Below are 18,144 nucleotides of genomic sequence, written 5' to 3'. Positions count from 1 at the left end.
CGTGCTTGGCATAGAGCCAGCGGCGGCGCATGTTCGGCGGATGCGAAACCCGATCCTCTTCGTCCTGGCCCTGATCGCGGGCGTCAGCTTCTACGTCACCCATTGGTTTCCGCTCGACGGCGCGGCCGGGGTCGCGTGGAAGGGAGCGGGCGTGGTGCTGCTCGCATTATGGGCGGCGAGCCAGGCGCGTAACCTCGACGGATGGCTGATCACGGCGGTGCTGGCGCTGGGCGCGCTCGGTGACGTGTTGCTGGAGACGCATGGCCTGATCGTCGGCGCGGTGGCGTTTCTCGCCGGGCATCTGGTCGCGGTCTGGCTCTATGCCCGAAACCGTCAGGGACCGTGGTTGCAGGCTATCGTCATAGCGGTGGCGGTTGCGGCGATTTCCTTCGCGATTCCCGACACGCGGGCGGATGCGCCGGGCATCGCGGTCTATGCACTAGGTCTCGGCGCGATGGCGGGAATGGCGGCGATAAGCCGCTTTCCGCGCGATCTGGTTGCGCTCGGCGCACTGTTGTTCGTGATCTCGGATCTGTTGATCTTTTCGAAGCTCGGCTTCCTCAAAACCTCCGCCATTCCCGGCCTGCTGATATGGCCAACCTATTTCACCGGTCAGGCGTTTATCGCATGGGGCGTCGTGACGTCGCTTGCGAAGAGGGGACAATGACCCGGATTTTCACCATCGGCTATGAGCAGACGACGATGGCCGAGTTCCTCGCCGCGCTGAAGGCGGCGGGCGTCGAGCAGGTGATCGACGTGCGCGCGGTGCCGCTGTCGCGCCGGCCCGGCTTCTCGAAGAACATCCTCGCCGCCAGTCTGAAGGACGCAGGGATCGGCTATGTCCATCTCCGCGATCTGGGCACGCCAAAGGTCGGCCGCGACGCCGCCAAGAAGGGCGATGTCGCGACGCTGGAGGCGGTGTACGAAACCCAGCTTGGGCTTCCCGAGGCGCAGGTGCAGGCGGCACAGATGCGCGAACTGGCGCGCGAGAAGCCGTCGGCCCTGCTCTGTTACGAGCGCGATCCCGCGCATTGCCATCGGACCCTGTTGCTGGCGGCGGAGGGCGAGGGGATGGACATCGTCGATCTCTACGCGTGACCGCTCAGGCGCGCTCGTCCTTGGGTGAGCCCATCACGATATAGGAGGTGATGGTCGAGACTTGGGGCAGGGCGCCCAGCACATCGGTGTGGAAACGCTTATAGGCTTCCAGATCGGCGGCTTCGACCCGCAGCAGATATTCGATCGCGCCGGTGACGTTGTGGCATTCGCGAACTTCGGGCGCGGTCGCGATGCTGGCTTCGAAGCCGAGTTGCTGATCCTTGGTGTGGCGCGACAGGCCGACCGCGACATAGGCGGTGAAGCCGATACCCATCGCCGCGCGATCGAGCACCGCGCGATAGCCGCGGATCACCCCGATCCGCTCGAGCTCGTTCACCCGGCGCAGGCAGGCCGAGGGAGACAAGCCGACTCGATCCGCCAGCGCGCTGTTGGTGATCCGCGCATTGTCGCTGAGTTCGCGCAATATCCTGCGGTCGATAGCGTCGAAATCCTGCATGGATTGCAGCGTTGGCGTTTCGTGCTGCAACAACGCAAGGATATTCGGTGAAAACCCGCATATTATTGCGCGATGCAGATGTCCGACACACTTTTCGCGCTCACCATCTTCGCGCTTGCCTCGTCGATCACGCCGGGGCCGAACAATCTGATGCTGATGGCGTCGGGCACCAATTTCGGGTTCCGCCGCACGCTGCCCCATCTGATGGGAGTCTCGATCGGCTTCGTGGCGATGATCGTACTGGTCGGGGTGGGGCTGGCGCAGCTCTTCGCGGCCTATCCGCTCGCGCATCAGGTGCTGCGGATCGTCAGCATCGCCTATCTGCTGTGGCTGGCCTGGCGGATCGCTACCGCCCCGCCGCCGGCCGCGCGCGAAGGCAAGGAAGCGAAGCCGCTCAGCTTCGTCCAGGCCGCGCTGTTCCAGTGGGTCAATCCCAAGGCGTGGACGATGGCGCTGACGGCGCTGTCGGCCTACATGCCGCCCACCGACCCGCGCATCGGCCTGCTGATCGTCGCGGGGGTGTTCGGGCTGGTGAACCTGCCCTCGGTCGGCCTGTGGACGCTGCTGGGCGTGCAGATGCGCCGCTTCCTCGGCAATGCCGGGCGGCTGCGCGCGTTCAACCTGACGATGGCGGGGCTGCTGGTCGCTTCGCTCTATCCGACGGTGGTCAGCCCGTAACCGGCAGCCGAACCGTGCCGTCTTCCTCGCGATGGATCGGCGAATAGGCCGTGATCGCCGACAGCGGCAGCGGAGCATAGAGGTGGGGGAACAATTCGCCGCCGCGCGACACTTCCCACTTCACCGCATCGCCCAGCGCGTCGAGATCGACCGCCGCGATCCACAGATCCTGCCGGCCCGCGAAATGCTTGTCGACCGTCCCCTGAAGCTGGGTGCAGGTCGAAAGATGGACATAGCCATCGGCCAGATCGACCGGCGCGCCGGCGAACACGCCGTCATGCTCCAGTGCCTCCATCTCGGAATCGCTCAGGATTTTATAGGCGGTGGTTTCCATGATCGCTCTCCTAGCCGAACAACCCGCCAGCTTGAAGGATGGTTTCGCGCACGATAGCTTCATGAACGGGCAGGAAAGGGAATGCCATGAACTTCAGATCATTTGTGAAGATTGCTGCTGCAGGCGCTGCATTCATTGCTGCGATACCGGCATTTGCGCAGGGTGCGAATGTCAACTTCTCGCAGAATTCGCGCAACGGCGTCTGCTATTTCAGCGTCCAGGGGCCGAACGCACCGGGCACCGACAAGCCGATGACGCTGGAATTCAGCTACCGCGTTCGCGACGGGAATATGGGCGTGGCCGTTCTGGTCAATGGATGGCCCAAGGCGCAGAGCGCGGACCCCGAAGCGAAGGTGCCGGTCACCGTCATCTTCGATACCGGGAAGGCCAATCCGTCGCGGTCGGGCGGCTTCAGCAGCGGGTTCAACGACCGGCTATGGGGCGGTTACGGCGCCGAAAATTCGCCGCCCGTGCTCGACCTGATGAAGAATGCCCGCACCGCGCGGATCGAAACCGACGGGCTGAAGCTCGGGCCGTTCAATCTGCAGATGAAGGGTCTGGCGCATATCTCGCTGACCGAATGCGCCGATCGGGTGCGGGCGGGGAAGGAGTGATCTGACCTAGCCGGTCCCGTTTAGGGGAGGGGTTGGGGGGGCAGTCATCGCCTCGCAGAGACTGGAACCCGGAATATAGCCTCCACCCCAACCCCTCCTCTGAAGAGGAGGGGTTTTAAGGGGGATCAGGCCTCGCCTTCGGCCAGATCGTCGCCGGTGTTCGCATCCGGCGTCGGTTCGCCCGCGACGGGGCCGTCGCTCAAATCCGCTTCGGCTTCGTCTTCGCTTTCCTCGATCCGCGCGGCCGAGACGACATGCTCGTTGTCGGCCACGTTGAACAGACGCACGCCAGACGAGTTGCGGCCGATCACGCGCGTGTCGCCCACGCTCATGCGGATCAGCTTCGCCTGATCGGTGACCAGCATCAGCTGTTCGCCATTATGCGCCGGGAAGCTGGCGACCACCGGGCCGTTGCGCTTGAGGTTGTCGATATTGGTGATGCCTTGGCCGCCGCGATTGGTCTTGCGATACTCGAAGGCCGAGGAACGCTTGCCATAGCCGTTGGCGCAGATGGTGAGGATGAACTCCTCCGCCGCGGTGAATTCGGCCATCCGCTCGGGGCTGAGGGTGATCTCGCGCTCGCCATCCTTCCACGGCGCGGCCTTGAGATAGGCATCGCGCTCTTCGGTGGTGGCGTCGAACGCACGCAGCACCGACAGCGAGATGACTTCGTCCTCATCGGCCAGCCGCGCACCGCGCACGCCGGTCGAATCGCGGCTCTGGAACTCGCGCACGTCGGTCGCCGAGAAGCGGATCGCCTTGCCCTGACGGGTGGCGAGCAGCACGTCGTCGTCCTCGGTCAGCAGCGACACGCCGATCAGCCGGTCGTCCGAACCTTCCTCGAACTTCATCGCGATCTTGCCGCTGGTGCGGATGTTCGCGAACGCGTCCATCGAGTTGCGGCGGACATTGCCCTTGGCCGTGGCGAACATGACGTGGAGCGCGCCCCACTCGTCCTCGTTCTCGGGCAACGGCAGCACGGTCGAGATGACTTCGCCCGCCGCCAGCGGCAGCAGGTTGATCATCGGCCGTCCGCGAGTGGCGGGTCCGCCCTCGGGCAGCTTCCACACCTTCATGCGATAGACCTTGCCGTGGTTCGAGAAGAACAGCACCGGCGTGTGCGTCGAGGTGACGAACAGGTTGGTGATGACGTCCTCGTCCTTGGTCGCCATGCCCGCGCGGCCCTTGCCGCCACGGCGCTGGGCGCGGAAAGTTTCGAGCGGAGTGCGCTTGATATAGCCTTCCATCGTCACGGTGACGACCATGTCCTCGCGCTCGATCAGGTCTTCGTCCTCGATCCCGTCGACAGCGCCCGCGATCTCGGTCTTGCGCGGGGTGGCATAGAGGTCGCGGACCTGCGTCAGTTCCTCGACCATCACTTCGTACAGGCGCGCTCGGTTGCCGAGGATCTCGAGCAGTTCGGCGATCACTTCGGCCAGCTTGGCCAGTTCCTCGCCGATCTCGTCGCGGCCCAGCGCCGTGAGGCGGTGCAGGCGCAGGTCGAGGATCGCGCGGACCTGGATGTCGGACAGGCGATAGGTGTCGCCGGTGATTGCGGTTTCGGTCGCCTCGACCAGCTGGATATAGCCGGCGATCTCTTCGATCGGCCATTCGCGGGCGAGCAGCCGTTCGCGGGCGACGACCGGGCTCGGCGAACCGCGGATGATCCGCACCACTTCGTCGAGATTGGTGACGGCGACGACGAGGCCCAGCAAGATGTGCGCACGGTCGCGCGCCTTGGCCAGCTCGAACTTCGAGCGGCGGGTTATGACCTCTTCGCGGAACTTGACGAAGGCCTCGATGATGTCGCGCAGGTTGAGCAGTTCGGGGCGGCCGCCGCGGATTGCGAGCATGTTCGCCGGGAAGCTCTGCTGCGCCGGGGTGTTCCGCCACAGCTGATTGAGCACCACGTCGGGCGTGGCGTCGCGCTTCAGGTCGATGACGATGCGCACGCCTTCGCGGCTCGATTCGTCGCGAATGTCGCTGATGCCTTCGATCCGCTTGTCCTTGGCGGCTTCGGCGATCTTTTCGACCAGTGCATTCTTGCCCTGCTGAAACGGAATCTCGGTCAGCACGATCGAGCGGCGCTCGCCGCGCTGCTCGGTGACGTAGCGGCAGCGAACGAGGATCGATCCGCGCCCGCTCTGATAGGCGTTGCGGCAGCCCGAACGGCCCAGAATGATCGCGCCGGTCGGGAAATCCGGACCGGGGACGATTTCCATCAGTTCCTCGATCGTGATCCCGCCATTGGCGATGTACGCGAGGCAGGCGTCGATCACTTCGCCAAGGTTATGCGGCGGGATGTTGGTCGCCATGCCGACCGCGATGCCGCCGGCGCCGTTGACCAGCAGATTGGGGAAGCGCGCGGGCAGCACTGCGGGCTCACTCTCCGAACCGTCATAGTTCGGGATGAAATCGACCGTATCCTTGTCGATATCCTCGATCAGATAGGTCGCGACCTTGGCGAGGCGCGCTTCGGTGTAGCGCATGGCCGCCGGCATATCCGGGTCCATCGATCCGAAATTGCCCTGACCGTCGATCAGCGGCACGCGCATCGACCAGTCCTGCGCCATGCGCGCCATCGCCATGTAGATCGAGCTGTCGCCGTGCGGATGGTATTTACCCATCACGTCACCGACCAGTCGGGCAGACTTGCGATAGGGGCGATTCGAAAGATAACCGCCCTCCTGCGCCGCATGCAGGATGCGGCGATGGACCGGTTTCAGGCCGTCACGAACGTCGGGCAGCGCGCGCGCCACGATCACGCTCATCGCGTAATCGAGGTACGAGGTCTTCATCTCGTCGACGATGGAGATCGGGGTAATGTCGGAGGGGTCCGCGAGGACGGTCTCGTCGGTCAAGGGTTCTGGTTTCCGATGGTTCGTGACAATGTTGTGGCGGCTCTAGCGGGGCCGGGACCACATGCCAAGCCTCGCACACGCGTATGCGCGCGCCTGCGCGTATACGCGAGAGCCGGGGATCAACGGGGGTAGGCAGCCTCGCAGGCGTTGAACAGTGCGCGCAGATTGCCGTGCGTCAGCGACGCGGTCATGACCCGCCCGAATTCGGCCCCGATATCGTTCGTCGTCCGCACGCCATGCGCGTTGTACTCGGCATCGCTGATCAGGCTCGAATAGAAGGCGATGCGCGCCGAAACGCGTGTCCCTTCCCGGGTATCGCCGCTCGCCCGGCCGGTTTCCTGCGCGATCCCGGAATAGCCGCCCGCGACGAAGGTGCACAGGATGCCGCGCTCATACGAATCCTGCGGCAGCCTCGCGGCCGTCGCCCACGCCCTGGGGAAGCGCTTGCGGCATTCCGCGATCACCGTCGGCGCGTTGCGGACGGTTCGCGAAGCGGCGAGTATCTTGCCGCTCGCCTGCACCAGCCGCTCGGCGAATGCCCCCTCGGCCTTGTCGAGGCTCGTCGCGAGCATCCCGAAATACATGGAGGGAATGGCGGTTTCGAGAGTCGGCGCGGTTTCCGACGCGCGGATCGCGGCGGCGCAGTTCAGCGCTGCGTCCAGATCGGCAGTGGGCAGGGGAGCGGTCTGCGCCGAAAACGCGAGCAGGATCGAAAGCATGATGGTCCCCCGGAGCGTGCGATCAGTTGCCGGCCTGTGCGATGCAGCTCTGGCTGATCGAATCGAAATTGCCGAGATCGAGCGACGTCAGGATCTGCTTTCCGAGCGCGTCGATCAGCGCGGTCTCGCCGGTCAGTCCGGCCTTTTCGAGCGCGTCGCCGCTCAGCCTTGCGGTATAGACGTCGAACGCAGGCTTATATCGCTTCAGGTCGCTCGAATCGCCCGTATCCTCTTCCTTGCCCTGCGAAGCGCCCATCATGACGCCCAGCGCGGCGAAGCACATCAGATCGCGGTCGAACGGTTTTGCCGGCAGCGTCACGCGCACCGCCTTGCGGGCCAGCGGATAGCGGCGGTCGCATTCGGCCAGATTGGCCTGCGCCGTGGCCTGGGTCTGTACGGGTTCGTTGCGCAATTCGCCGGTGACTTCGTTCACGCGCGTCAGAAACGAAGGGTTGCCCCCTTCGGCTTTCACCGACTGGGCGACATAATAGAGCAGGGCCGCGACCTCGGGCATGCCGGGCGCTTCGCTGCCCCGGGCCGCCGTGACCGCCACGGCGCAGGTCCGCCCCGCCTTCACACCCTCGGGATCGGGCGTAAGCGTCTGGGCAAGCAGGGCGAGCGTAAGCAACATGGATGATTCCCCTTTCCGGCATCCTATGCCGCAAACTTCGTTCCGTGCTAGTGTGAAGGCGGATCCGGTTCGTTCAATGCACGTTAACGGGACGACTGCCACCCGCCAGACACATCGGTGCGCTTGAACGGAGGCTGGCAGGCCTTTAGAGGGTGCGCCGTCCCCCGACGAAGCGGCGATCCGTACAGGAGAGTGTTTACATGAAGATGGTTTCGAAGCTGGCGATGGCTGCAGTCCTGTCTGCGGGTCTGGTCGCGACGCCGGCGCTGGCGCAGAAGAAGAAGGAAGAGCAGGCCCAGGGTCAGCCGCCGCTCAAGGTCAGCGAAGCGTTCCGCAAGCCCGCCGCTGCCGCCGAGAAGGCGCTGAAGGCTCAGGACTGGCCGACCGCCGAGCGCGAACTCGCCGCCGCGGAAGCCGTTGCGCAGAACGAGGACGAGAAGTTCTTCGCCGCGGTCATGCGTCTGCCGATCGAAATCCACAAACAGTCGCGTCCGGGCATCATCACCTCCGTCGACGTGCTGCTGGCCAATCCGCGCACGCCGCCCGCCAGCCTTGGCGCGTATAATTTCTATCGCGGTCAGGCGACCTTCCAGTCGCTCGAAGCCGGAAAGCGCGCGCCTGCCGCGCCCTTCCTGATCAAGGCGCGCGAGCTCGGCTATGACGATGTGGATATCCCCGTGATGCTCGCCCAGATCTATGACGAGACCGGCCGCCGTCCCGAAGGCGTCGTCGAAATGGGCAAGGCGATCGACGCGGTGAAGGCCAAGGGCCAGCGCCCGGCCGAAGGCTGGTACAAGTGGGCGACCTCGCGCGTAGCGGCCAGCGGCGATCGTGCCGCGACTGCCCAGTGGCAGCTCCGCTATCTGCGCGACTATCCGACCATTCCGAACTGGCGGATCATCATCATCAACTATCGCAACGCGCTGCCGCGCGAGGGCGGTGACCGGTTCGCGCGCATCAACCTGTACCGCCTGCTGCGCGGCACGGGAGCCCTGGCCGATACCAACGACTATTTCGAATATGCCCAGTCGGCGCAGCTCGCGGGTCTTCCCTGGGAAGCGATCGCGGTGATCGACGATGGCCGCAAGGCGACCAAGATTCCGCCCGCGGAAGCCGATTTCAACCGCATCTACACCGCGTCGAAGACTGCGGTGACCAACGAAGGCTCGCTCGAGACGATCGCCAAGGCCGCGAAGAACGGCAAGGAATTCTCGGCGATCGGCGATGCCTATCTCGCTTCGGGCAATTCGGCCCGCGCGCTGGAGCTCTATGACGTCGCGCTGACCAAGGGCGACGGCAATGCCAACCAGATCAACCTGCACCGCGGCGTCGCGCTGGTGAACCTGAACCGCAAGGAAGAGGCCAAGACCGCCTTCGGCGCGGTGAACGGCGCCGGTGCGCTGACCGACATCGCCAAGTTCTGGCTGCTCTGGCTGGACCTGCCGCCGCTCACTGCCTGATCCGGCGCGATGGCTGGATAAAATGGAGAAGGGCGGCCGTTGCGCCGCCCTTTTTCATGTCAGGCCGTTCAGAAGGCTCAGGACTGAACGGGCACGCCCGGCAGCGCCTTCGACGTGCGGATCGTGAAGCTGGTCTTCACATGCTCGACGTTGGGCGCGGTGGTCAGCCGGGTGGTCAGCATGTTCTGGAAGGTCGGCAGGTCGGTCGCGACGATCTTCAGGATGAAGTCGATCTCGCCGTTGAGCATATGGCATTCGCGGACTTCGGGAATTTCCGCGACCAGCGTCTCGAATGCGCGCAGATCGGTCTCGGCCTGGCTCTTCAGGCTGACCAGCGCGAAGACGGTGAGGTTGTAGCCGAGCTGCGCGGGTTCCAGCGCGGCATGATAGCCCTGGATCGCGCCGGTTTCCTCCAGCGCGCGGACGCGGCGCAGGCAGGGCGGGGCGGTCAGCCCGACACGCTCCGCCAGTTCGACATTCGTCATCCGGCCATTTTCCTGGAGCAGCGCTAATATCCGCATGTCGATCTCATCGAATCGCATTTCGCGCGCTCACTCCCCGTTCCATTCGTGCTGAGACACCGGGTTAGGCATAAGATTATTACAACGCAACGGATTTGTCCCACATTGCGACGTGCCGAAATGAGGTGGTTCACAACCCTGCGCGACCGGTTAAGGAATCCTTACGGCGCGCGTTTCAGGCGCCATCAGGGGTGGTCCGGTTGCGCTTCGACGATACTCTCGAGACAGTACTTGCGGGGGATCTCGGCACGCCTGTGGGCAAACAGTCGGCCTGGCGCCAACTTGTTGATTTGATTGGGCGCGGACGCGTCTATCCCGATCCCCGCGCGCTCTCGCTGCTGCGCCGCCTGCGCGGCGAGATTCCGGCTTCGGTGCGCGCCGCGAGCGCCCGTGCCCTCGAATATGCCTCGCCCCCCGCGCCGCTGGTCCGCCTGCTTGCGCTGGACGAGATCCAGGTGGCGCTTCCAGTGCTGCGCAACGCGCGCCTGACTTCCACCGAATGGGTGCAATTGCTGCCCGAACTCGCGCCCGCATCGCGCGCCGTGCTGCGCAATCGCCGCGATCTGAGCCCGATGGTGCGCCGCGCGCTCGAAACCTATGGCCCGATCGATTTCGTCCTGCCCGACGAATCGGTGAAGATCGTCGAGGAAGTCGTTGAGGTCCCTTCGGACGATGTGACGCCGGCGATTCCGCTGACGCCCGAGCCCGAACCCGCCGTGGAAGCGGCTGAGCCCGAACAGATCATCGACTGGACCGACGTCGTTGCGGCTCGCTCGGTCGAACCTGCCGCGCCGCCGGTTGAAGCGCTCGTCGTCGAGCCGCTGCCGGTCGTGGTGGAGGAAACCCCGCAACCCGATCCGGCGATCGAGGAAATCGAATCCGCTTTGGAAGCCGTCGAAGGTCCGGCGGAACCGGCCGCACCGGCCCCGCCCGAAAGCGTGGGCGCGTTGATGGCACGGCTCGATTCGATCCTGCCGCCGGTCGAGGAAGCACCGGTTTCCGCGCTTCCGGAGGCGGTGGCGATCGAGGAGGACCTGTCCTTCGTCGCGCTCGCCGGCGTTGCAGCGTCGCTGGCCGCGCCCGCGATGGCGGCGTTCCCCGTAACGGGTGCGATCCAATCCGGGACAGTCGAGGCAGAGAAGGCCGAGGAGCCGATTGCGGAAGCCGCCGAACCGGCTCAGGAACCACTCATGGCCTCTGCCGATACTCTTGAGCCCGACATGTTGCTGGCTGCTATTCCTGAAGAAATTCAGGAAGTTGCAGATTTCGATGGTGACGACGAGCTCGAAGGGCCGTTCCAGATTTCGGATGTCGTCGCCCGGCTCGATTCCTTCTGGAAGGATCGCGAGGAGGGCGGCGATTCGCGTCCGTCGCGCCCGATCCAGCCGGCCCGGGATTTCCGCTTCGAAACCGACGCCAAGGGCGTGGTCCGCTGGGTCGACGGCGTCAGCCGTTCGCCGATCGTCGGGCTCTCGCTCGATCTTCAGGCGACTCCGGCCGGCGGATCGAGCGTCGATGGCGTCGCCGCCGGCGCATTCCGCCGCCGTGCCGGTTTTTCCAATGCGCGCATGGCGATCGAAGGCGAATCGGACGCTTCGGGCGACTGGCTGATCTCGGCCATCCCCGTGTTCGATCCGGCCAATGGCCGTTTCACCGGCTATCGCGGCACCGCTCGCCGTCCGCGCATCGACGAGCGCGCCGAGCCGATCCGGATGGTCCCCGCCGCGACACCGGCCGATTCGCTGCGCCAGCTCGTCCACGAACTGCGCACGCCGACAAATGCGATCGCCGGCTTTGCCGAGATGATCGAGACGCAGATGCTGGGTCCGGTCTCCGATCCCTATCGCGACCGCGCCAGCGTGATCCGCGGTCAGGCGCGCGAGCTGCTCGGGGCGATCGACGATCTCGATCTGGCCGCGCGGATCGACAGTGCGGCGCTGTCGCTGGTCCCCGCGCCGATCAAGTTGCGCCCGGTGCTTGCCGGAATCGCCGACGATCTGGCGCAGCTTGCCGCGCTGCGCGGATCGGGCATCGCGCTGCCGATCGACGATCTGTCGGTCAGCGGCGATCGCCGCGCCGTCGAGCGGCTGCTCGCCCGGCTGATGGCGACGCTCGTTTCGGCAAGCGGCCCCGGCGAGCGGATCGGCGTTCGCATGGCGCTCGACGCCGACGAAGTCGTGGCGATCACGCTCGACCGGCCCAAGGCGTTGTCCGACTATCCGGGCGATTCGGTGCTCGGCATCGATGACGAGGCTGGTGACGCCACCCTGCTCGGCACCGGCTTCGCGCTGCGGCTCGCCCGCAATCTGTCGCGCGAGTTGGGCGGTTCGCTGGTGATCGAGCCGGAGAGCTTGACTTTGCGCCTCCCGGCATCCGTAAACACGCAAGTGGGCCAGGCACATCTAAGCTGAGCATGGAGGGCGATGCGCCGATCCGGCCGAGGGGCCGGGACTGGTATCGCGTGCCTGAACCCGTGCGCGAGGATCTGGTCGACTGGCCGGCCGAATTCGGGACGCGCTTCACCGTGTTCGTCGATACCGAAGAGGAATTCGACTGGTCGAAGCCGCTCGACAGGGCAGCGCGCGGCACCCAGGCGATGAACGCGCTGCCGGCAGCGCACAGGCGTTTCGCGGATTGCGGCGTGCCGCTCAACTATATGATCGACCATCCCATCGCGACGTGCCCGCGATCGGTCGACATTCTCAGATCCTGCATCGAGGATGGCCGCTCGACGGTCGGGACCCAGCTTCACCCCTGGGTCAATCCGCCGTTCGAGGAGGAAGTGAACGGTCCCAACAGCTTCACCGCCAATCTTCCCGTCGCATTGCAGGCCGCCAAGCTGCGGGTACTGACCGAAGCGATCGAACGCGCCTTTGGCGCGCGCCCGCTGGCCTATCGCGCCGGCCGTTATGGGATCGGCCGCGCGACCCCGGCGCTGCTCGCCGCCGAGGGCTATCGCCTCGATAGCTCGATGCGTTCGGGCTATGATTATTCCGCCGAGCAGGGCCCCGATTTCTCCGCGATCCCCAACCATGCGTTCCGCATGGGTCAGGTAATCGAGCTGCCCTTCACCACGGTCAACACCGGCCTGCTGCGCCGCGGCGGCGCGCGCCTCTACCGCACGCTGGGCCGAATCCCGCACGGGCGCGGCGCGGCATCGCGGCTGGGCCTGTTCTCGCGCGTCTCGCTGACCCCGGAAGACATGCCGTTGAACGAAGCGATGGAAGCGGTGCGGGTCGCGGTGGGCGAGGGACTTCGCGTCCTCAATTTCTCGTTCCACTCGCCTTCGGTTGAGCCCGGCCACACGCCCTATGTTCGCGACGCGGCGGGGCTGGCTGCGTTTCATCGCTGGTGGGACGAGATATTCGACCTGCTGGAAAGGCTGGGCGTGCGCCCGGCGTCGCTCGGCGACGTGCTGGATGCCGCTGGTGGGCCCGGCAGGACTTGAACCCGCAACCTAGCCGTTATGAGCGGCCAGCTCTAACCAATTGAGCTACAGGCCCCCCAGCGAGACGCGGCGATAGCGGATGCGCGGGCCAGCAATCAAGCAAATGGTCGGGGAGACAGGATTCGAACCTGCGACATCCTGCTCCCAAAGCAGGCGCGCTACCGGACTGCGCCACTCCCCGACGCGGAAGGGGGCGTTAGGCTGTTCGTCGTCGCGGTACAACCCCACCCATTCAAATCAACATCTCGAACCGCGCGCCACCCAGTGCATCGTCCTTCAGTTCGATCGTGCCGCCATGCGCGAACACGATCTGGCGGACGAGGTTGAGTCCCACGCCGGTGCCGGTCGCGCGAGTGGTGAAGAAGGGGAGGAACACGTCGCGGCGCAATTCCTCGGGGACACCGGGACCGTTGTCGCCCACCGCGATCGACACTTCGCCGCTCGAAAGACGGCGCAGTTCCAGCCGTACCTGCGGGTGTTGCGAATGCCCGGTGGCGGCTTCCCCGGCGTTGCGCAGCAGGTTGATCATCGCCTGCGCCATCAGATCGGGGTCGGCATCCACCGCGAAGGCGGGCGGCTCCAGCACCAGGTCGAGTGTCACGTCCGGCCGCTCGGCCTTGAACAGCCGGGCCATTTCCGCCGCGAAGGGCGCGGCTTCGAACTTGCGCCGTTCGATCACCGGTTCGCTCGCCACCTTGCGATAGCTGTTGATGAAGCGCGCCAGCCCCTCGGCGCGGCGCTCCAGCGTCGAGACAGCGATCCGCGCATCGTCGAGCCGGGGGTCGTCGATCTGCGAAAGCAGGGTCGATGTCGTCGCCGCCAGCGACGTGACCGGGGTCAGCGAATTGAGGATCTCGTGGGTCAGCACGCGCACCAGATCGGTCTGCGCCGCCATCTCGACCGCGTTGAGCGTTTCCTGGATCGGCTGGACGATCACGACGCGCGCCCGCCCGCTCAGCCGGGTCAGCGCCGCGGAGCGCACGATCGCCCGCTTGGCGCGCCCGCCCAGCGTCAGGATCAGCACTTCCTCGCGCAACGGCGCATCCATCTCCAGCCGCGCGGCGAAGGTGGCGCCATAAATGCGGAAATCGTCCGGCGTCAGGCCCTGATGCTCGGTGAACAGCCGTCGCGCGGCCTTGTTCGCCAGCTCGATCCGCCCTTCGTCGCCAACGGTCAGCAGGGGGATCGGCGTGTCGTTCACCAGCGCTTCGAGAAAGCCGAGCTCGTCGCTCGCCATCCGCCGTTCGTCGCGCAGCTTGCGGATCGCCGAATCGAACGCCTGTCCCATCGCTTCGAAGCCCGATCCGGGGCCGCGATCGAAATGCACCGAATAATCGCCGAAGCGCAGCGCCTCGACGAAGCGGGCGACTTCGAAATTGGTCCGCTGGACATGCGCCCAGAGCAGCCAGCAGGTGCCGGCCGCGATCAGCCCGGCGATGATCCGCGTCGCGCCGAGCCCCGGCGTCATCAGCGACCATGCGAAGCCGACCAGCGCGATCTGCACCAGCAGCAGCCGGAGCAGCAGGCGGACGGTGAAGTTAGAGCCCATGTTTTTCCATGCGGCGATAGAGCGCCGCGCGCGACAGGCCGAGCTCGTTCGCGGCGAGCGAGATGTTGTAGCCGTGCTTGAGCAGCGCGGTCTCGACCAGCTTCTTCTCCACCCGGTCTAGATTGAGGTCATCGCGTTCGGCCGAAACCACCGCTTCGGGCGCGATGCGCGGGCCGCCGGTGCTCAGCGAGAAATCCTCGGCTTCCAGCATGCCGCCGCGCCCCAGGATTACCGCGCGTTCCACCGCGTGGCGCAGGGCGCGGACGTTGCCCGGCCAGTCATGCGCGACCAGCGCCGCCATCGCGGCGGCCGAGACGCGCGGTGTCTCGCGTTCGTAGCGGCGGGCATAATGTTCGAGGAAATGGTTCACCAGTTCGGGCACGTCCTCGCGCCGTTCGCGCAGCGGCGGCAGGACGATCTCGACGGTGTTGAGGCGGAACAGCAGATCCTGGCGGAAATGGCTCTCGTCGTTCAGTCGCGTGTGCGACAAATTGGTCGCGGCGATCACCCGGATATCGACCGGCGTCGACTTGTTCGCGCCGACCGGGGTCACCCGGCGCTGCTCGAGCATGGTCAGCAGCTTGGGCTGGAGATGCAGCGGCAGATTGCCGACTTCGTCGAGGAACAGGGTGCCGCCATCGGCTGCCTGCACCCGCCCGATCCGGTCGCTGCGCGCATCGGTGAAGGCGCCCTTCACATGGCCGAACAGCTCCGAATCGATCAGGTCCTGCGACACCGCGCCCAGATCGACCGTCAGGATCGGCTTTTCGGCGCGCAGCGAATGGCGGTGCAGCGCGCGCGCGACCAGTTCCTTGCCGGTGCCGTTCTCGCCCAGGATCAGCACGTTCGCGTCGGTCGGCCCGGCGCGCTCGATCAGCGAATGGACGCGCGCCATCGCGGGCGAATTGCCGAGCAGGGGAGGGCCATCGCCCGGCGCCGCGCTCGCCACCACCAGCTTGGCCCGCTCGGTCGCCACCGCCCCGCGTGACCGGCGCAGCGTCGCGGCGGTGCGCACAGTGGCCAGCAGCCGCTCGTTCGACCAGGGCTTGGACACGAAATCGGTTGCGCCATGCTTCATTGCCTCGACGGCGACCTGAACCCCGGCATGGGCGGTGATCATCACCACTACCGTGTCGGGGTCGCGCGCCAGCAGCCGGTCGAGCCAGGCGAGCCCTTCCTTCGCATCGGTCGCGCCGCGCGCGAAATTGGCGTCGAGCAGCACCACGTCGGGCACCCGCGATCCCATGCCCGCCATCGCTTCCTCGGGCGAGCGCGCCGTCAGCACTTCCGCGAACAGCCGTTTCAGCAGGAGGCGGGCGGCCAGCAGGATGTCGTCGTCATCGTCGACGACCACGCATAGATCGAATTCGGTCCCGCTCATGTCCGCTCCCGTACAGACTCTGTCCGGAATCGGACAATCAATTTGCGTGCCAGAACGGCGTGGACGCCCATCTTCCCTGCAAAACCCCGTTTGGCACGCCTCATGCTTTTACCGTTCCCGACAGCACGCAAGCGGCTGCGGAGGAAGATCATGCAAGGCGGACCGAATATCAGGATGTGGGGACGGACGGTGCTGTTGCTGGCGGCCGCGCTCTTCGCAGCGACCACCTTCAGCTCGCAGTCCGCCGGCCTCCAGCTCGCTGTCAACAACGATGGCGTGAAGTTCGAACTCAAGGCCGCTTTCGTTCGGATTGCGTTCGATATCGGACAGTCCTGTTCGAAATCGGACAGTTGTGGGGGCCTGCTCGCATGAGCGTGCTCAACCTCAAGCGTCAGGCGGAACCGGGCGGAGCAGTGTCCGGCAGCGGGATGGATCGCGTCGTCGAGCACCGCACGATCCCGATGAAGTGGAAGATCGGTGCCGGCGTCGTGCTGCTGGTCCTCGCTGCCGGTCTGTTCCTGTGGTTCGCCCCGCGCGGCAACAGCCAGACGGTGGAAGCCAGCCGCATGACCATCTCGCAGGTCAAGCAGGGAACGTTCGACGATTTCATTCCGCTGCGTGCCCGCGTCACCCCACTGCTCACCGTCTATATCGACGCGGTAGAGGGCGGCCGGGTGGAGACGATGCTGGTCGAGGACGGCGCGACGGTGGAGAAAGGCCAGCCGATCGCGGTTCTTTCCAACGCAGAGCTCCAGCTTTCGACGCTCGCCCGCCAGACCGAAGTCGAGCAGCAGATCAACAATATGCGCAGCCAGGAATTGCTGCTTGCCCAGACGCGCCTGTCGAACGAGCGTGCGATCCTCGAAGCCGAACTCGCCGTCCAGCGCGCGCGCCGCCAATATGAGCGCGAAAAGCCGCTCGCCCAGCGCGGCTTCGTCTCCGGCCGCCAGTTCGCCGATACCGAAGACGAATATGCCTATCAGCGCCGCCGCCTCGCCGCGCTCCAGCGGGGGCAGGCGAGCGACGAGCGGTTGCAGGGCAGCCAGTATTCGCAGCAGCAGCAGGCCGCCAAGTCGATGCGTTCGGGCCTGACCATCGCCCGCGCCAATCTCGACGCGCTTCAGCTTCGCGCGCCGGTCGCGGGCAAGCTCTCGGGCTTTTCGGTGCAGGTCGGCCAGTCGCTCCAGCGCGGCGAGCGCGTCGGCCAGATCGACTCGCCGGGCCGCAACAAGCTGATCGCCGGCGTCGACGAATTCTATCTCGGCCGCATCCAGATCGGCCAGCAGGCCGAAGTCGAGGCGGGCGGCAAGCGCTTCAAGGTGCGCGTCACGAAGATTTATCCGCAGGTGCAGAACGGCCAGTTCGAAGTCGATCTCCAGTTCGTCGGCGACGAGCCCGCCAATCTCCAGCGCGGGCAGACGCTTCAGGCGAAGCTGACGCTCGGCGATCCCGCCCCGGCGCGGCTGATCCCCAACGGCGCCTTCTACAACGAGACCGGTGGTTCCTGGGTATTCGTCGTCTCGCCCGACGGGCGCAGCGCGGTGAAGCGTCAGGTCCGGCTCGGCCGCCGCAACACCGATTTCATCGAAGTGCTGGACGGGCTCGATCCCGGCGAGCGCGTCATCACCAGCCCCTATACCGGGTTCGCCGACAAGGATCGGCTCGACCTGACCACGAACTGATCCACGGAGGACCTACGATGCTTCACATGCGCAATCTCTCCCGCGTCTATCGCACCGACATGGTCGAGACGACCGCGATCGACGGGATCGATCTCGATATCGAACAGGGCGAATTCGTCGCCATCATGGGCCCGTCCGGCTGCGGCAAATCGACGTTGCTCAACCTGATCGGGATGCTCGACAGCCCCTCGGGCGGTTCGTACGTCTTCAATGGCCAGGAGGTGGCCGGCCTGAGCGAAAGCAAGCTCTCCGACACGCGCAAAGCCAATATCGGCTTCATCTTCCAGAGCTTCAATCTGGTCGACGAGCTGTCTGTTCGCGAGAATGTCGAGCTGGCTCTGCTCTATCACGACGTCTCCGCCTCGGAGCGCAAGCGCCGCGCCGATGAAGTGATGGACCGTGTCGGCATCGCCCACCGCGCCAAGCATCGCCCGAGCCAGCTTTCGGGCGGGCAGCAGCAGCGCGTCGCGGTGGCGCGCGCGCTGGTGGCCGAGCCCAAGCTGATCCTCGCCGACGAACCGACCGGCAATCTCGACACCCAGCATGGCGAAGAAGTGATGAAGATGATCCAGCAGCTTAACGCCGAAGGATCGACCATCGTCATGGTCACCCACTCGCCAAGCCATGCCGACTACGCGACCCGCGTCGTCAACATGCTCGATGGCCGCATCCTGCAGGAACGCCGCCGCGCGGCCTGAGGCAAGCAAAGGG

General features: G+C 65.7%; 18 protein-coding genes and 2 tRNA genes. 10 read left to right on the top strand and 10 right to left on the bottom strand.

Translation table 11 applies throughout. From position 1 onward, the window contains the following. Window positions 1–40 precede the first annotated feature (40 nt). Window positions 41–667 (top strand): lysoplasmalogenase, encoded by a 627-nt coding sequence (locus tag HHL13_RS06310; RefSeq protein WP_169554865.1) that lies wholly within the window; start codon window positions 41–43, stop codon window positions 665–667. Beyond that, window positions 664–1,098, top strand: a complete 435-nt coding sequence (locus HHL13_RS06305; RefSeq protein WP_169554864.1) for a DUF488 domain-containing protein — start codon at window positions 664–666, stop codon at window positions 1,096–1,098. The genes HHL13_RS06310 and HHL13_RS06305 overlap by 4 nt, the downstream gene beginning before the upstream one ends. A 4-nt stretch (window positions 1,099–1,102) precedes the next feature. On the opposite strand, the gene HHL13_RS06300 is transcribed toward HHL13_RS06305, so the two are convergent. Continuing rightward, entirely contained in the window at window positions 1,103–1,555 is a 453-nt protein-coding gene (locus tag HHL13_RS06300) for an Lrp/AsnC family transcriptional regulator (protein WP_169554863.1), read from the bottom strand. 78 nt (window positions 1,556–1,633) lie between these two features. On the opposite strand from HHL13_RS06300, the gene HHL13_RS06295 reads away from it, so the two are divergent. Next, the gene (locus HHL13_RS06295) at window positions 1,634–2,233 is read left to right on the top strand and encodes a LysE family translocator (RefSeq protein ID WP_169554862.1); all 600 of its coding nucleotides are present in this window, start codon (window positions 1,634–1,636) and stop codon (window positions 2,231–2,233) included. Here HHL13_RS06295 and HHL13_RS06290 read toward each other — a convergent pair. Beyond that, window positions 2,223–2,567: a DUF952 domain-containing protein gene (locus HHL13_RS06290; protein WP_169554861.1), complete on the bottom strand. Its 345-nt coding sequence runs from the start codon at window positions 2,565–2,567 to the stop codon at window positions 2,223–2,225. The genes HHL13_RS06295 and HHL13_RS06290 overlap by 11 nt on opposite strands. Before the next feature lie 104 nt (window positions 2,568–2,671). Here HHL13_RS06290 and HHL13_RS06285 point away from each other — a divergent pair, with 104 nt between their 5' ends. Continuing rightward, on the top strand, window positions 2,672–3,181 hold the full coding sequence (locus tag HHL13_RS06285) for a hypothetical protein (RefSeq protein WP_169554860.1): 510 nt from the start codon (window positions 2,672–2,674) through the stop codon (window positions 3,179–3,181). Between the two features lie 125 nt (window positions 3,182–3,306). Here the strand turns inward: HHL13_RS06285 and gyrA are convergent, their stop codons facing one another. From gyrA to HHL13_RS06270, 3 genes are all read right to left on the bottom strand, one after another. After that, window positions 3,307–6,042 (bottom strand): DNA gyrase subunit A, encoded by a 2,736-nt coding sequence (gene gyrA, locus HHL13_RS06280; protein WP_169554859.1) that lies wholly within the window; start codon window positions 6,040–6,042, stop codon window positions 3,307–3,309. 119 nt (window positions 6,043–6,161) lie between these two features. Next, a complete protein-coding gene (locus tag HHL13_RS06275) occupies window positions 6,162–6,761 on the bottom strand; it encodes a hypothetical protein (RefSeq protein ID WP_169554858.1) in 600 nt (199 codons plus the stop codon). 22 nt (window positions 6,762–6,783) lie between these two features. Next, on the bottom strand, window positions 6,784–7,392 hold the full coding sequence (locus HHL13_RS06270) for a hypothetical protein (protein ID WP_169554857.1): 609 nt from the start codon (window positions 7,390–7,392) through the stop codon (window positions 6,784–6,786). A 200-nt stretch (window positions 7,393–7,592) separates the two neighbouring features. Here HHL13_RS06270 and HHL13_RS06265 point away from each other — a divergent pair, with 200 nt between their 5' ends. Continuing rightward, complete coding sequence (locus tag HHL13_RS06265) at window positions 7,593–8,852, top strand: hypothetical protein (protein ID WP_169554856.1); 1,260 nt, start codon at window positions 7,593–7,595, stop codon at window positions 8,850–8,852. A 77-nt stretch (window positions 8,853–8,929) separates the two neighbouring features. On the opposite strand, the gene HHL13_RS06260 is transcribed toward HHL13_RS06265, so the two are convergent. Then, on the bottom strand, window positions 8,930–9,394 hold the full coding sequence (locus HHL13_RS06260; protein WP_169554855.1) for an Lrp/AsnC family transcriptional regulator: 465 nt from the start codon (window positions 9,392–9,394) through the stop codon (window positions 8,930–8,932). 269 nt (window positions 9,395–9,663) lie between these two features. Between HHL13_RS06260 and HHL13_RS06255 the strand changes: the two genes are divergently transcribed. After that, window positions 9,664–11,784: a HAMP domain-containing histidine kinase gene (locus HHL13_RS06255; protein ID WP_240953640.1), complete on the top strand. Its 2,121-nt coding sequence runs from the start codon at window positions 9,664–9,666 to the stop codon at window positions 11,782–11,784. A gap of 50 nt (window positions 11,785–11,834) precedes the next feature. Then, entirely contained in the window at window positions 11,835–12,821 is a 987-nt protein-coding gene (locus HHL13_RS06250) for a polysaccharide deacetylase family protein (protein ID WP_346775485.1), read from the top strand. On the opposite strand, the gene HHL13_RS06245 is transcribed toward HHL13_RS06250, so the two are convergent. The 4 genes from HHL13_RS06245 to HHL13_RS06230 all read right to left on the bottom strand — a co-directional run bounded on the left by HHL13_RS06245 (window position 12,800) and on the right by HHL13_RS06230 (window position 15,751). Beyond that, a tRNA-Ile gene (locus HHL13_RS06245) sits at window positions 12,800–12,876 on the bottom strand. The genes HHL13_RS06250 and HHL13_RS06245 overlap by 22 nt on opposite strands. A gap of 49 nt (window positions 12,877–12,925) precedes the next feature. Beyond that, a tRNA-Pro gene (locus HHL13_RS06240) sits at window positions 12,926–13,002 on the bottom strand. Between the two features lie 51 nt (window positions 13,003–13,053). Continuing rightward, on the bottom strand, window positions 13,054–14,370 hold the full coding sequence (locus HHL13_RS06235; RefSeq protein ID WP_169554853.1) for an ATP-binding protein: 1,317 nt from the start codon (window positions 14,368–14,370) through the stop codon (window positions 13,054–13,056). Further along, entirely contained in the window at window positions 14,360–15,751 is a 1,392-nt protein-coding gene (locus tag HHL13_RS06230) for a sigma-54 dependent transcriptional regulator (RefSeq protein WP_169554852.1), read from the bottom strand. The genes HHL13_RS06235 and HHL13_RS06230 overlap by 11 nt, the downstream gene beginning before the upstream one ends. Before the next feature lie 150 nt (window positions 15,752–15,901). Between HHL13_RS06230 and HHL13_RS06225 the strand changes: the two genes are divergently transcribed. From HHL13_RS06225 to HHL13_RS06215, 3 genes are read left to right on the top strand one after another with little or no spacing between them, the layout of a single operon-like run. Next, a complete protein-coding gene (locus HHL13_RS06225) occupies window positions 15,902–16,123 on the top strand; it encodes a hypothetical protein (protein ID WP_169554851.1) in 222 nt (73 codons plus the stop codon). Beyond that, window positions 16,120–17,433: an efflux RND transporter periplasmic adaptor subunit gene (locus HHL13_RS06220; RefSeq protein ID WP_240953639.1), complete on the top strand. Its 1,314-nt coding sequence runs from the start codon at window positions 16,120–16,122 to the stop codon at window positions 17,431–17,433. The genes HHL13_RS06225 and HHL13_RS06220 overlap by 4 nt, the downstream gene beginning before the upstream one ends. 17 nt (window positions 17,434–17,450) lie before the next feature. Next, on the top strand, window positions 17,451–18,131 hold the full coding sequence (locus HHL13_RS06215; RefSeq protein WP_169554850.1) for an ABC transporter ATP-binding protein: 681 nt from the start codon (window positions 17,451–17,453) through the stop codon (window positions 18,129–18,131). Window positions 18,132–18,144 lie beyond the last annotated feature (13 nt).

Origin of the sequence: Sphingomonas sp. G-3-2-10, from assembly GCF_012927115.1 — a bacterium.
Classification (GTDB): Bacteria; Pseudomonadota; Alphaproteobacteria; order Sphingomonadales; family Sphingomonadaceae; genus Sphingomonas.
This window is presented reverse-complemented; position numbering and strand designations above follow the sequence as displayed.